Below are 11,817 nucleotides of genomic sequence, written 5' to 3' on the forward strand. Positions count from 1 at the left end.
CTTCCCGGGCTACGGGTTCACAACCGTCTGCGGGCCGGTAGCCCGGACAAGGCGCGTGAAGCGCCGCCTTCGGGAAATGGGCCGGCGCTATTCCCAAAAGCTATCCCTCAGGGCCAGCGCTTGATCACCAGCGAGGTGTTGATGCCGCCAAAAGCAAAATTGTTGCTTTGCAGGAACTCGCAATCAATCTTGAGGGCTTCACCCATGATGTAATCCAGTGCGCCGCAGTTAGCATCCGGCCGGTTTAAATTGAGCGTCGGGGCAAACCATCCCTCGCGCATCATTTGCAAACTCATCCAGGCTTCCAGCGCCCCGCAGGCACCCAGCGTATGGCCAAAATAACTTTTCAGTGACGAGATCGGCACGTTGTCGCCATAAATCGCTGCCGTTGCCAGGCTTTCCGCAATATCACCGCGGTCGGTAGCCGTGCCATGAGCCGAAATATAGCCGATATCCCGCGCGTTTAAGCCCGCCATTTTCAGCGACTGCTCCATACAAATCTGCATCGTCTCGCGCTGCGGCTGGGTGATATGCGCCGCATCGCAGTTGGTGGCAAAACCGATAATCTCGCCGTAAATGGTCGCGCCGCGCGCTTTGGCGTGCTCAAGTTCTTCCAGAATCAACGTGCCTGCGCCTTCGCCTATTACCAGCCCGTCGCGATGTTCATCAAACGGTGAGGGCGTGGTTTTCGGTTCGTCGTTACGCTGGCTGGTGGCGAACAGGGTATCAAACACCGCCGCTTCCGACGGACACAACTCTTCCGCGCCGCCAGCGACCATCACCGTTTGGTAGCCGTGACGAATCGCTTCCCATGCGTAGCCAATCGCCTGGCTGCCGGAGGTGCAGGCGCTGGAGGTAGGGATAACGCGACCGCGCAGGCCGAAAAACAGCCCGGTGTTGACGGCGGTGGTGTGTGGCATCATCTGCACGTAGGTGGTGCCGGTAATATTATTGGTGTGCTTTTCGGTCAACATGGTAGCGAATTCGCTCACCGGACCGGTGCTGCCGGTTGACGAGCCGTAGGCGATGCCGGTTTCACCATTGGTCAGCACCGCATCGCCAATCAGCCCGGCCTGCTCCAGCGCCAGTTCGGTCGCGCGGGTGGACATCAGCGATACGCGACCCATAGAGCGAATACGCTTGCGGGTATAGTGCTCCGGTGGGGTGAAATCATCCACCGGCGCGCCCAGCAGCGTGTGCAGCCCGTCATAAACCTGCCATTCCGGCATTTTGCGCACTGCGTTTTCATAGGCCTGCAGCCGGGCGGAAACGGCCTGCCAGCTTTCGCCAAAGGCGGTAACGCCGCCCATCCCTGTGATCACGACGCGACGTGTCATAACATCCCTCCATTGATAGAAATCACCTGACGGGTGACGTAACCCGCGATATCCGACATTAAATAGCTGGCAAGCCCGGCCACTTCATCGGCCTGGCCCATCCGTTTCATCGGGATCATCGACATGGCTTCTTTCAGCGCGGCCTCTTCCATTTCGATCATCCCGGTATCAATCAGCCCCGGCGCGATGCAGTTGACGGTAATTTTGCGTTTTGCCAGCTCAATCGCCAGCGCTTTGGTGGCTCCAATAATCCCCGCCTTGGCGGCGCTGTAGTTGACCTGGCCGCGATTGCCCATCACCCCGGAAACCGACGATAAGGTAATGATGCGCCCACCCTGACGAGCGCTAATCATCGGCATCATGCACGGCTGGATAACGTTATAGAAGCTGTCGAGGTTGGTGTGGATCACCGCATCCCAGTCGTTATCGCTGAGCGCCGGGAAGGCGGCATCGCGGGTAATTCCTGCGTTGCTAACGATGCCGTACCAGGCACCGTGCGCGTCGTTATCTTGCTCCAGCACTTCTCGACACTGCTCGCGGTTGGCGACGTCAAAGGCCAGCAGACGCCCAGAGCCTCCAGCAGCGAGGATTGCATCCAACGTCTCCTGGGCACCTTGTGCATCGCGATGATAGTGGACGCCGACCACAAAGCCGTCCGCCGCCAGCTGGCGGGCGATGGCGCGACCAATGCCCTTGCTGGCGCCGGTAACCAAAACTGAACGACTCATGCGGACGCTCCTTGTTGAAATAGGGTGTTAAGTTCTTCCGCTGTCGGCTGGAAGGTGTTGACGCGACCGCTTGCCAGCATCTCCTCACCGGCCTGAATAGCGCATTCAAAGCTGCCAAAACGTGCATCTTGCATCAGTAGCGTGACGCTAATATCCAGCGTCAGGCCACCTGGCAATATTCCCGCCGCACAGACTAATTCACGTGCCCCGAGCACCATGCCTAGCGAGATACTGGCCTGACCCGCCTGATGACGGTGCCAGCCGGACCAGACGCCAACGGTCTGCGCCATCAGCTCCAGGGCGAACCAGCCGGGCAGATTGCCTGCTGTATCAAGAAACGGGGCCAGCACGCCGTTAGGCGATATCGTGACGCGGCAGGTAGCGGAGTCGTCCGTCACGCTAACCACTTCTTCAAGCAGCAGCATTGGCGCATCGTGAGGCAGATAGTCTCCGGGCGCTAAATAGTGGCTCATGGCATTCTCCCGAGCAGGATACTGGCGTTATTGCCGCCAAAGGCAAACGAGTTTGACAGGATGACCGGGCGCGCCAGCGGCTGCGGGCACTCGATGATCCCGCAGGCAGGCAGCGTTTCATCGCGCGGCGACTGGCTGAAATCCTGCGGCGGCAGCGGCAGGTCTCGTTGCAAAATCAGCATACTGATGGCGGCTTCGGTGATCCCTGCCGCACCCAGCGTGTGTCCGGTCAGGTGCTTGGTAGAGCTGCATGGTACGCGCTCGCCAAACAGCTCGTTTACCACGTTGGACTCAATTTTGTCGTTCAGCGGCGTGGCGGTACCGTGCATATTGATATAGCCCACCTGCTCCGGCGTTAGCCCTGCGTCGTTAAGCGCCTGACGAATGGCGCGAATCGCCCCTTCGCCCTGCGGATGCGGGGCCGAAATATGGTACGCGTCGCTGGATTCGCCAACGCCCAGCAGCGCAATCGGCTGCGGTTCGCGGGTCAGCAGCATCAGTGCCGCGCCTTCGCCGATGGTAATCCCGCAGCGGTCGCGACCAAACGGCTGACAGAGCGTCGGCGAGAGTGACTCCAGACTATGGAAACCGTTGATTGGCATCCGGCTTAGCGTGTCCGCCCCGCCGACAATCGCCACATCCGCCAGCCCGGATTCAACCAGGCGACGTCCGCTCATGATCGCGCGGGCGCTGGATGAGCAGGCGGTAGAGAGCGTAAACGCCGGGCCGTCTAATGCCAGCCAGTGGCTGAGAAAGCGCGACGGGTCGCCCAACTCCTGCTGCGGGTACTGCCAGGCGCTGCTCGCTTTGCCGTTGAGCGTGAGATCAACATGCACGTCGCCTTCGTCCAGCCCGGAGGTGCTGGTGCCGAGCACCACGGCAACGCGGTCGCGACCAAACTGCGCAATGGCGTCATCTACCTGCGGCTGGATTTGCGCGAGCGCAGCCAGCAGTAGCTGATTATTGCGCGAACGATGGGCGCTAAACTCATCAGGAATCGTCGGCAGTTCACCGTCGACGCCGGCTAAAACTGCGTGTGGATGGCCCTGAAGCCAGCCGGTGCGCGGGCGCATACCGGGAGCCACGCCGCGCGTCAGATTGGCGGCTATTTCATCGGCGTGGTTGCCCAGCGCGTTAATCAAGCCAACCGCAGAAATGTAGATCATCTCAGTCATCCAGGTATTGAATGGTGATGTGGTATTTAAACACGTGCTGTTCGATGCTGATGGGCTCGCGCTTGCCTTTGCGGTTCAGGTAGGTGATTTCGGTGACCAGCTTGCCGCGGGCGTTGCGCAGTTCGCGCTTGTCGCCGATATCGGTGAGCGTCCAGCCCTTCGGCAGCTGTGGCTGCCAGGCGCTAATCGGCCAGTGGCTGAGCATCACGTCGGCCAGCACCTGGCTGGCTGGCGGCAACTGCGGCACCACGATTGATTGTTCGGCATGCAGCCCTTTTTCATCGTAAGTGACGAGGAACAGGCGGATACCGACAGAGGAGAGGCCTGCCAGGGTGAGTTTTTTATCATCGGCGTTAAGCATCACCAGCAGCGACTGGGTTTTGCCGTTAAAACTGCCGGTGAGGAGCTGCTGGGAGCTGACCGCCGGAGAGATCCCCGGCGCGGGTAGCGTCACGCGTGCGCCTGGCTCCAGCCACGCCTGTGGTCGGCCTTCTTGTTCGGGCTGTGAGTGGCTGCAACCGGCCAGCATCAGCGTGGCGACCAAGGCAGCGGCGCGCCAGAATGTCTGTTTAATCATCTTATTTTTTTCTCTTTTTTCCCTGGCATCGCCAGCGGTGACAGCAGGAAGGCGGTGAAAATGCCGCTTATCAGCACAATGCCAAAGCTACTGATCGCCTGAGTGGCGCTAAAGACCAGCATCCCCAGCGTCAGCAAGGTGGTTAGCATGGCCAGCGTAATCGCTAAAAATGAGGTTAACGGCGTGCCGCGCGGATTGCTGAAAAACAGCGTGTAGTTAATGCCGATGCCGAGTACCAGCACCAAGGCCAGCAGCGAGAACAAATTGACTGCATGGCCGCTCAGCGCCAGCACTGCCAGACCGCAGCCCAGCGATAGTACCGATGGCACGAGACTGATTAGCCCTTTACGCCAGCCAAGTCGCACCATCGCGCCGCAGGCAATCACACCCAGCGCAACCAATAGCAGGCCGGTCAGAATATGGCGATACAGCGCGAACAGTTCGTCAAAGCTGCTTTTACGATCCACCCACGCGACGCCGGAGTATTTCGTGCTGAGGGTACTTAATGCAGCACTGTTTTTCATCCCTTCAACCGGTACCAGCACGCCGCTTTCGCCATCGGCCAGCGTTATCCACAGCAGCCGCCAGCCTTCGCTGGCCGGGCTGGCAAGCCAGGCATCGACCGTTACCGGCATGGCGTTAAGATCGGGATTTACCGTCGCCAGTCCGGCGTTGTTCAGGGCTTTGATGACGGCTGGCGCTGCGTTTTTCAGCAGGCTGAGATCCTGCTGCTGTCGGGCGAGTGAATTCAGCGCAATAGTGCGATAACCGCCAAGCCATCCCTCTTTTTTCGCCTGCTCCAACGCGGGGGTAAACAGTTCCAGTCGCTCCAGCGTTTGCTGTGCAGACTTGCCGTACACCACAAACCACTTCTGATCGACGCTCTGCCCGGTCAGCGCGGTAATCGCTTTTTCCTGTGCCAGGATATCCTGCGGCAGCGCCTGGAGCTGCGAGATATCATCGTCCACGCGCAGCGTCGCTATTCCCGCCAGTGAGAAGAGAGCCAGCGCCACCGGCAGGCCGAGGGAAAGCTTTTTATTACGTCGCCAGGCCGCAAGCCAGCGTAGCATCAGTACCATCGCCGGAACCGGGCGCACCGGCAGCCCACGACACAGCCACGGATGCCAGAAAATCACCGTCAGGCAGGAAGCGCTCAGGCCCACCGCCGCGAATACCGCCATCTGACGAATGCCGGGGAAGGGGGCGAGCATCATAATCAGATACGCCGCCACGGTGGTAAGCAGCGCCAGCAGCAGGGCATTGCGCACTTTGCTGAGGCTTTGCCACGGTGAGGTTTCTGCGCCGTGCACCATCCGCTCGGTCAGATAGTAGAGCGTGTAGTCAGCGGAGATCCCGATGATGCTCATGCTCATCACCAGCGTCATCAGGTGCAGCTCGCCAAAAATCAGCAACGTGACGACGGTGCCCGCCAGCGCGCCAATACCGATCGAAATCAGGCACAGCAGCAGCGGGCGCAGGGAACGGAACACCGCCACAATCAGCAAAATCACCCCAAACAGGGTGGCAACGCCGAGGGTCGAAACATCTCGCTTCGCCTGCTGGCTGGCGTAATCGCTGTAGAACATGGTCCCGCGAGACAACAGCTGCGCCTGTGGATATTGCGTCTTGAGCTCACCTTCCAGCGTATTGAGCGTGGTGACCAGATGGTGCGTCTGCTGCATATCAAACGACGAACCGGCCAGCTCGCCGTGCAGCAGGTACCAGTAGTTGCCCTGTTCATCCTGGGCCACCAGCCAGCCGTCCATCAGCCGCAGGCGCTGGCCGTTTTTGGCCATTGCCAACTGCGAGCCGCGCATCAGCATCAGCGGGTCGTTTTGCAGCTCTTTACCGCTCACGCCGGAGAAGGCCGAGTAGAGTTGGGAAAGAATCCACTGCGCCTGGGCCTCACCGCTATTTTGCAGGCGTGCGCGGGTGTCGCTATCGATCAGGCCGTTGCGGTGCTGCCAGAAGAAGGTGCCCCAGGCCTGCTGGCTGTCGGCGTCCATCGGGCCTTTGACCTCAGCCAGCGCCTGCGATTTCTGTAATAGCGATAACCAGCTGCGGGCAACCTGCGGGTCGGCTTTTTTCCCGGGGCTTACCAGCCAGACCAGCTGCCGGTCAAGGCGCTGCATAAAGCCGTCGTTGAGGCTCGGTGGGATCGCGCCGAGCGCCTGTTTTGGCAGCATCGCCAGGACGCTGCTGTTAAGCCGTGCCTGAGGCAACAGCGTCAGCAACACGCCCAGCAGGATCAGGCAGGCGATTCCCCAGAACAGCGCGGGACGTTTACTGGGCGGCAAAGCGTTGGCGTTCGTCATCAGTTAGCTGTGCGGGCGTCAGTTGGTGTTGGGAAAGGGCGATATCGGTGCGATCGCCCTGCTTATCGTTCAGTTGAATGCTCTCCAGATAGATTTTTCCGGCTAAATCGATGGTCGCGAAAATCTTATCCAGCGGCGTGGTGATTGGAGTCAGGCGCAGCGTCCAGCGACCTTCGCCTTTGTCAGCAAACTCTACGCGAAAGTTCTCTTCCAGAACTTTACGATCCGCCTGGAACAGCGCGCGCAGCAGATGGTTGAACTGGAACATTTGTGGGTTGTTCTCGGCGGTGATGGTTTGCGGCGGCTGGCCGTTGATCACCTGTACCATCCGTTTGTCATCGAGCAGCAGCTGCATCGGGAACGGGGCGGTTTGATCCCACAGTAAACCCTGTTCGCGAGCGATCAGCATTTTGCCCTGGGATCGCAGCGGCTGCGGCAGATCCTTGATGGTGCGGGTTTGATCGAAGTGAGCGCGAACCACCGGTTGTTCGGTAAAGCGCTGTTGTAGATCATCCAGCGTCAGGGCGCTGACGAAAGGGCTGATGAGCAGCGCCAGCAGTGGTAAGTATCTCATGGCGTGACCCCCATACGTTCGAACAGGATAGCCGGGCTGACGAAGCACAGTTCGCGACTTTTTTCTTCTACCGCCACCTGGATGGTGTAGCCGGTAGTGGCGCGCTTGCCGGTTTCGGCATCGAAAATTTCGTAACCAATGCGCAGACGGTTTTCGAACTCCTCAAGGCGGGCGCGTACGCGAATGTGCTGCTCAAAGGTCAGGGGGTTGCGATACTTAACGCGGGTATCGACCACCGGCCACAGATAGCCCGATTCTTTCATCTGCCGATAGCCATAATCGAACTGATTCAGCAGCGCCTCGCGGGCAATTTCGAAATAGCGGAAATAGTTTCCGTGCCACGCCACGCCCATCATATCGACGTCGTGGAACGGAATGGTCAGCTCGACTTCAGCCGTAAAGCGGGGATCGTTAAGCACCCTTACTCCTTGTCTTTGGTATCCGGCAGCTGCCAGAAATCGAAAAAGTTAAACCAGTCGAGCGGCGACTGTAGTGCGTAGTGCTCCAGGCGCTCGGCGTAGCGATCGATGGTTTGCTGTAACGCGTTTTGCCGGTCGGCGCGCGGCAACAGTAGCGGGTCGGCGAAAGGCTCGCAGTGAATACGCAGTTTCCCCTGTTGGCGCAGGGCGAAAATCAGATCCACCGGGCAGCGTAAAATAGAGGCGAGAATAAAGGGTCCCTGCGGGAAGGGGGCCGCTTGCCCCATAAAGTGGCTCCAGCAGACGCGCCATTCGCCGCCGCGTTGCGGATTGACTGCAATACGATCGCCGACGATGGCAATCCACTCGCCGCGATCCAGCTTCTCTTTAAGCAGGATCGCGGTATCCGGGCCAATATCGGTTACCGGCAGCAGATTCAGCCCGGCCTGCGGGGCCATCTCTTGCATAATTTGCTTAAAGCGCTGGGCATTGTCGCTAAACACCAGCGCGTTGATGGTTTTGCTACCCTGTAATTGCGCCAGTGCGCGACAGGCTTCCACATCGCCCAGATGCGAGGCCAGCAGCAGCTTGCCGCGTGGCGAGCTAACGTTGAGCGTCTCTTCTGCGCCAGGGGCAAAGATCACATCGCGGCCTAACCGCAGTTCGCCACGCCAGCTGGCAATTTTATCGAGCATCGCATCGCCAAAACGCAGGAAGTGCTGATAGCTGGTGAGCGATGGCGGCAGCGGCATCTGGCGAGCGGTTAGCTGTTCAAGCACGCGGGCAATCCAGCGTTGGGAGGCTTTGCGGGCGGTGGTTGCCGTCAGCCAGTAAACGCCGACCACCGGGTAGAGCAGCAGGGAGAATGCTTTGCGCCCGAGTAATCGCCACACGAGTAGCATCAGGCGCATCCCCCATAAACCCTTCACTTCCTGCTGGCGCGCCCAGTGTGGCGATGCGCGGCGAAAAAGCAGCGACGGGATGCGCGGCAACATGCCAAAAAACAGGCGTGTGTGCATCCGTGAAATGCGCAGGTTGTCTTTGAGGGCATCGAAATGCGATAGCCCGTCCAGCGGATAGGTGACGCGGGTGGGGACAAAATAGCTGGTGCTACCTTGCCAGTAGAGGCGCACCATCACTTCGGTATCAAAATCCATTCGCTTGCCGAGCGTCACGCGCTGCGCCAGCTGTAGCGTCGGTGCTACCGGATAAACCCGAAAGCCGCACATGCTGTCTTTGAGCTGGAGCGAGAGTGTTTCAATCCACACCCAGACGTGAGTTACCCAGCGTCCGTACAGGCGCGAGCGGGGTATGGAATCGTCATAAATAGGCTGTCCGGAAATCAACGCTGTTGGGTGAAGCTCTGCCAGCGCAAGCAGTTCAGGAATATCTTCAATGGCATGCTGGCCGTCGGCATCAACCTGCACCGCATGGCTGAATCCGGCCTCTGCCGCCGCCTGCATACCGCAGATCGTCGCCGCACCTTTGCCCGAGTTAATCGGCAGGCGAATTAAGGTCAGATTTTTATCTTCTGCCGCCAGGCGGGCTAGTTCATCCCGCGTGGCATCGTCGCTGCCGTCGTCCACCACAATGCAGGGCAGACCAAACGGCTGAAGCCGTGCCAGCACGCCTGCCATCATTGCGCCGTGGTTGTAGCAGGGGATCAGTACGCAGGGCTGGAAGGCTATCGGCATAACCGGATTTTCCCGCTGCTGGTGGTGTGGCGCGCATCGCCATCATGGCGTTGATAGCTGAAGCTCAGCATCTGGCGTTCTTCTTGCCAGTTCAGGGCTAGCGTGACGGTGGTTTCCGGCAGCAGCGGGGCCTGAAATTTCACGTTCTGAATGCTGTGAAAACGCCAGCCGGGGGCGAGCAGCGTGGTGGCGTAATGCATTACCCAGTCCATCTGCGCGACGCCGGGCAGCAGCGGCTGCACGGCAAAATGTCCACGAAACCAGAACAGAGAAGGGTCGAGATGCAAAACGATCTCGACCTGTTGAGGTTGTGCCTGATGGCGCTCAATTTCATGGGGTTTCATGAAATAACTCCTGTAATTGCGCATAGACACGCTTGTTCATACTGTTAACCGGGATTTCGTCAACCACCCGCCAGTAACGAGGAATAGCAACCGGCTCAAGCAACGCGCGCAGCGCTTTACGCCATGCTAATTCCTGGCTTTTACTCCAGCGCTCGCGGGCGTTGTCGTCCAGCACCAGCAATGCGCCAACGCCCTGACGGCTGCCGCGAGTCACTGGCAATACCGCCGCTTCAAGGATGCCGTCCAGCGCCAGCAGGCGCTGCTCCACTTCGCCAAGTGAAATACGTTTCTCTTCAATTTTAACTATCCGGCCCCGACGCCCCGTCAGGCGAAACTGGCCGCTTTCTTCAAAATGCAGGGTATCGTCGAGTAACAGGCCGTTATCATCAGCAATCAGCGGAGAAAACACGCGAAATACGTCATTTTCAGTATGAAACCTGACGCCGGGAAAGGGCAACCATGCCGCGTCGTCTTGCTGGCGATGGCGCCAGGCGATAACGCCAGTTTCGGTACTGCCATAAATTTCGTCCGGCCAGACTTGCAGCCAACCGGCGGCCTGTGCAGCATCTTGCCAGGGCAGCATGCCGCCTGCGGACAAAATCAGTTCGACCGGTGGAGGCGTCAACTGGTTGTCGAGGCGTTTGAGAAACGCCGGGCTGCTGATAAACGCATAGCGATGTTCATGGCTTAGGGCGGCCAGCTGTTCGGCATACCAGGTCATGGCGGCATGCAGCGGCAGGCCCAGCGTCATCGGCAGGAAGATACGAAACGTCAGGCCGTACAAATGCTGAGGGACTACCGAGGCCACGACCCGACAGCCTGCAAGACGGTCGGCAAAACGTGAGGCGAGCAGTGCTGCTTCGCGGTCAAGGCGGCTGATGGGCTTGATGACCCTCTTCGGCTGGCCGGTTGAGCCTGAAGTAAAGAGTTCAACGAAGGCGTCCTGGCGGATCGCTGGTAAAGAGATTTCGTGCGTTGCGGTTGCCATGGCAGAGCTGACAATCAGCTGCGCTCCCTGCCAGTCCAGTGACTTATCGCTCAATACGCCGTCAAACAGCGCGCGCTGTTCGTTTAATAACGACACGCGGCAGTGACCGGGGATCACCGGCGTTTTGCCCGCATGCAGCGTCGCCAGCAGCGCTACGATAAACAGATAGCTGTTCTCAAAGCATAGCGCCCAGCGTTCAGCTTTCTGCTGATGCAGGTGCGCTATCAACTGGTCAACATCATGGCGTAGATGGCCGAGTGTCCAGGTACAGCCTTCTTGCCATGCAATGGGCATCTCGGCTGGACGTTGGGTGCTGAGCCACTCTGAGAGTGGGAGGAGCTGCTTCATTGGATATCTCGTTTAATCATCCGGCGGCGGACTAACCACTCGCCCGCCATCAGCGTTCCCATCAACAGATAGGAGAGCATCCCGTTCCAGGCCGTCCACAGGGACATATCATCGCGTAGCGCGGTAAACAGCGCAATGCCGCCGTTGATGATGAAAAAGGCGCACCAGATTTGCGTCACGCGGCGGGTATAGCGCACGCCATTATCCGAGAGCGCTGGCTCGCGCAGTCGTGCCAGACGTTCGACGATGGGCATGGATGACCATAGCGAACCGCCAAACACCGCCAGCATGACGGCGTTGACCACCACCGGGTAGAACAGCAGCAACTGGTGCGTTTTAAGCAGATAGCTAGCAATGCACAGCGTCATGCCCGCTATCGCTACCACCTGGGTGACGATACGCAGCGGTCCCGCCTGTCGCCGGGTCTGGCGAAAGCGTAAAAAAAGCAGCAGCGCCATCAGAGGCAGCAGCCAGTGCAGGCTGTTATGTGCCAGCCCAAACCAAATCAAAAATGGCCAGGCAAGAAGCAGTAAGCCCGTCAGCAGTGGGACCACCGGTAGCGAGCGAACGCCTGACATGACGAATCAGGCTTCTTTGAGCAGGCGTTCTACCGCGTCGACAACATCCTGCACGGTACGCACGGCTTTGAACTCTTCCGGCTTGATTTTCTTACCGGTTTTCTTTTGCAGATGGACGATCATGTCGACAGCATCAATGCTGTCCAGCTCCAGATCGTCGTACAGGCGCGCCTCGGGCTTAATATCCTGCGGGTCGATTTCAAACAGCTTAACCAACAGCGTGGAGACTTCTTCGTAAATGGCTTTTTGATCGGTCATAACGGACTC

13 protein-coding genes are annotated in these 11,817 nt (G+C 59.0%); all 13 read right to left on the reverse strand.

The annotated features are described in order from the left end of the window. Positions 1-107: 107 nt before the first annotated feature. The 13 genes from DA718_RS01765 to DA718_RS01825 are packed head-to-tail and all read right to left on the reverse strand — an operon-like array spanning position 108 to position 11,808. A complete protein-coding gene (locus tag DA718_RS01765; RefSeq protein ID WP_112214844.1) occupies positions 108-1,337 on the reverse strand; it encodes a beta-ketoacyl-ACP synthase in 1,230 nt (409 codons plus the stop codon). Then, positions 1,334-2,065: a 3-ketoacyl-ACP reductase FabG2 gene (locus DA718_RS01770; protein WP_112214843.1), complete on the reverse strand. Its 732-nt coding sequence runs from the start codon at positions 2,063-2,065 to the stop codon at positions 1,334-1,336. The genes DA718_RS01765 and DA718_RS01770 overlap by 4 nt, the downstream gene beginning before the upstream one ends. Then, entirely contained in the window at positions 2,062-2,538 is a 477-nt protein-coding gene (locus DA718_RS01775) for a hotdog family protein (RefSeq protein ID WP_112214842.1), read from the reverse strand. Before DA718_RS01775 ends, DA718_RS01770 begins: the two co-directional genes overlap by 4 nt. Beyond that, positions 2,535-3,704, reverse strand: coding sequence for a beta-ketoacyl-[acyl-carrier-protein] synthase family protein (locus tag DA718_RS01780; RefSeq protein ID WP_112214841.1), 1,170 nt, complete (start codon positions 3,702-3,704; stop codon positions 2,535-2,537). The genes DA718_RS01775 and DA718_RS01780 overlap by 4 nt, the downstream gene beginning before the upstream one ends. Before the next feature lies 1 nt (position 3,705). Continuing rightward, positions 3,706-4,290, reverse strand: coding sequence for a DUF3261 domain-containing protein (locus DA718_RS01785; protein WP_112214840.1), 585 nt, complete (start codon positions 4,288-4,290; stop codon positions 3,706-3,708). After that, positions 4,287-6,605, reverse strand: coding sequence for an MMPL family transporter (locus DA718_RS01790; protein ID WP_112214839.1), 2,319 nt, complete (start codon positions 6,603-6,605; stop codon positions 4,287-4,289). The genes DA718_RS01785 and DA718_RS01790 overlap by 4 nt, the downstream gene beginning before the upstream one ends. After that, positions 6,574-7,179 carry a LolA family protein gene (locus DA718_RS01795; RefSeq protein WP_112214838.1) on the reverse strand — a complete coding sequence of 202 codons (606 nt, stop codon included), beginning with the start codon at positions 7,177-7,179 and terminating at the stop codon, positions 6,574-6,576. Before DA718_RS01795 ends, DA718_RS01790 begins: the two co-directional genes overlap by 32 nt. Further along, positions 7,176-7,598, reverse strand: a complete 423-nt coding sequence (locus DA718_RS01800) for an acyl-CoA thioesterase (protein ID WP_112214837.1) — start codon at positions 7,596-7,598, stop codon at positions 7,176-7,178. Before DA718_RS01800 ends, DA718_RS01795 begins: the two co-directional genes overlap by 4 nt. A 2-nt stretch (positions 7,599-7,600) precedes the next feature. Further along, positions 7,601-9,292: a glycosyltransferase family 2 protein gene (locus DA718_RS01805; RefSeq protein ID WP_112214836.1), complete on the reverse strand. Its 1,692-nt coding sequence runs from the start codon at positions 9,290-9,292 to the stop codon at positions 7,601-7,603. Then, complete coding sequence (locus DA718_RS01810; protein WP_112214835.1) at positions 9,283-9,636, reverse strand: ApeI family dehydratase; 354 nt, start codon at positions 9,634-9,636, stop codon at positions 9,283-9,285. Before DA718_RS01810 ends, DA718_RS01805 begins: the two co-directional genes overlap by 10 nt. Further along, on the reverse strand, positions 9,623-10,972 hold the full coding sequence (locus tag DA718_RS01815; protein ID WP_112214834.1) for an AMP-binding protein: 1,350 nt from the start codon (positions 10,970-10,972) through the stop codon (positions 9,623-9,625). The genes DA718_RS01810 and DA718_RS01815 overlap by 14 nt, the downstream gene beginning before the upstream one ends. After that, complete coding sequence (locus DA718_RS01820) at positions 10,969-11,550, reverse strand: COG4648 family protein (RefSeq protein ID WP_112214833.1); 582 nt, start codon at positions 11,548-11,550, stop codon at positions 10,969-10,971. The genes DA718_RS01815 and DA718_RS01820 overlap by 4 nt, the downstream gene beginning before the upstream one ends. A 6-nt stretch (positions 11,551-11,556) precedes the next feature. After that, positions 11,557-11,808 carry an acyl carrier protein gene (locus DA718_RS01825; protein ID WP_110274883.1) on the reverse strand — a complete coding sequence of 84 codons (252 nt, stop codon included), beginning with the start codon at positions 11,806-11,808 and terminating at the stop codon, positions 11,557-11,559. Between the last annotated feature and the right edge of the window lie 9 nt (positions 11,809-11,817).

The sequence above is a fragment of the Klebsiella huaxiensis genome (assembly GCF_003261575.2).
Lineage (GTDB): Bacteria > Pseudomonadota > Gammaproteobacteria > Enterobacterales > Enterobacteriaceae > Klebsiella > Klebsiella huaxiensis.

Excerpts from the sequence above, each read along its gene's own strand:
- DA718_RS01785 (WP_112214840.1), bottom strand. The coding sequence starts at position 4,290 with ATGATTAAACAGACATTCTGGCGCGCCGCTGCCTTGGTCGCCACGCTG.
- DA718_RS01810 (WP_112214835.1), bottom strand. The coding sequence starts at position 9,636 with ATGAAACCCCATGAAATTGAGCGCCATCAGGCACAACCTCAACAGGTC.
- DA718_RS01795 (WP_112214838.1), bottom strand. The coding sequence starts at position 7,179 with ATGAGATACTTACCACTGCTGGCGCTGCTCATCAGCCCTTTCGTCAGC.
- DA718_RS01815 (WP_112214834.1), bottom strand. The coding sequence starts at position 10,972 with ATGAAGCAGCTCCTCCCACTCTCAGAGTGGCTCAGCACCCAACGTCCA.
- DA718_RS01790 (WP_112214839.1), bottom strand. The coding sequence starts at position 6,605 with ATGACGAACGCCAACGCTTTGCCGCCCAGTAAACGTCCCGCGCTGTTC.
- DA718_RS01805 (WP_112214836.1), bottom strand. The coding sequence starts at position 9,292 with ATGCCGATAGCCTTCCAGCCCTGCGTACTGATCCCCTGCTACAACCAC.
- DA718_RS01775 (WP_112214842.1), bottom strand. The coding sequence starts at position 2,538 with ATGAGCCACTATTTAGCGCCCGGAGACTATCTGCCTCACGATGCGCCA.
- DA718_RS01825 (WP_110274883.1), bottom strand. The coding sequence starts at position 11,808 with ATGACCGATCAAAAAGCCATTTACGAAGAAGTCTCCACGCTGTTGGTT.
- DA718_RS01765 (WP_112214844.1), bottom strand. The coding sequence starts at position 1,337 with ATGACACGTCGCGTCGTGATCACAGGGATGGGCGGCGTTACCGCCTTT.
- DA718_RS01820 (WP_112214833.1), bottom strand. The coding sequence starts at position 11,550 with ATGTCAGGCGTTCGCTCGCTACCGGTGGTCCCACTGCTGACGGGCTTA.
- DA718_RS01770 (WP_112214843.1), bottom strand. The coding sequence starts at position 2,065 with ATGAGTCGTTCAGTTTTGGTTACCGGCGCCAGCAAGGGCATTGGTCGC.
- DA718_RS01780 (WP_112214841.1), bottom strand. The coding sequence starts at position 3,704 with ATGATCTACATTTCTGCGGTTGGCTTGATTAACGCGCTGGGCAACCAC.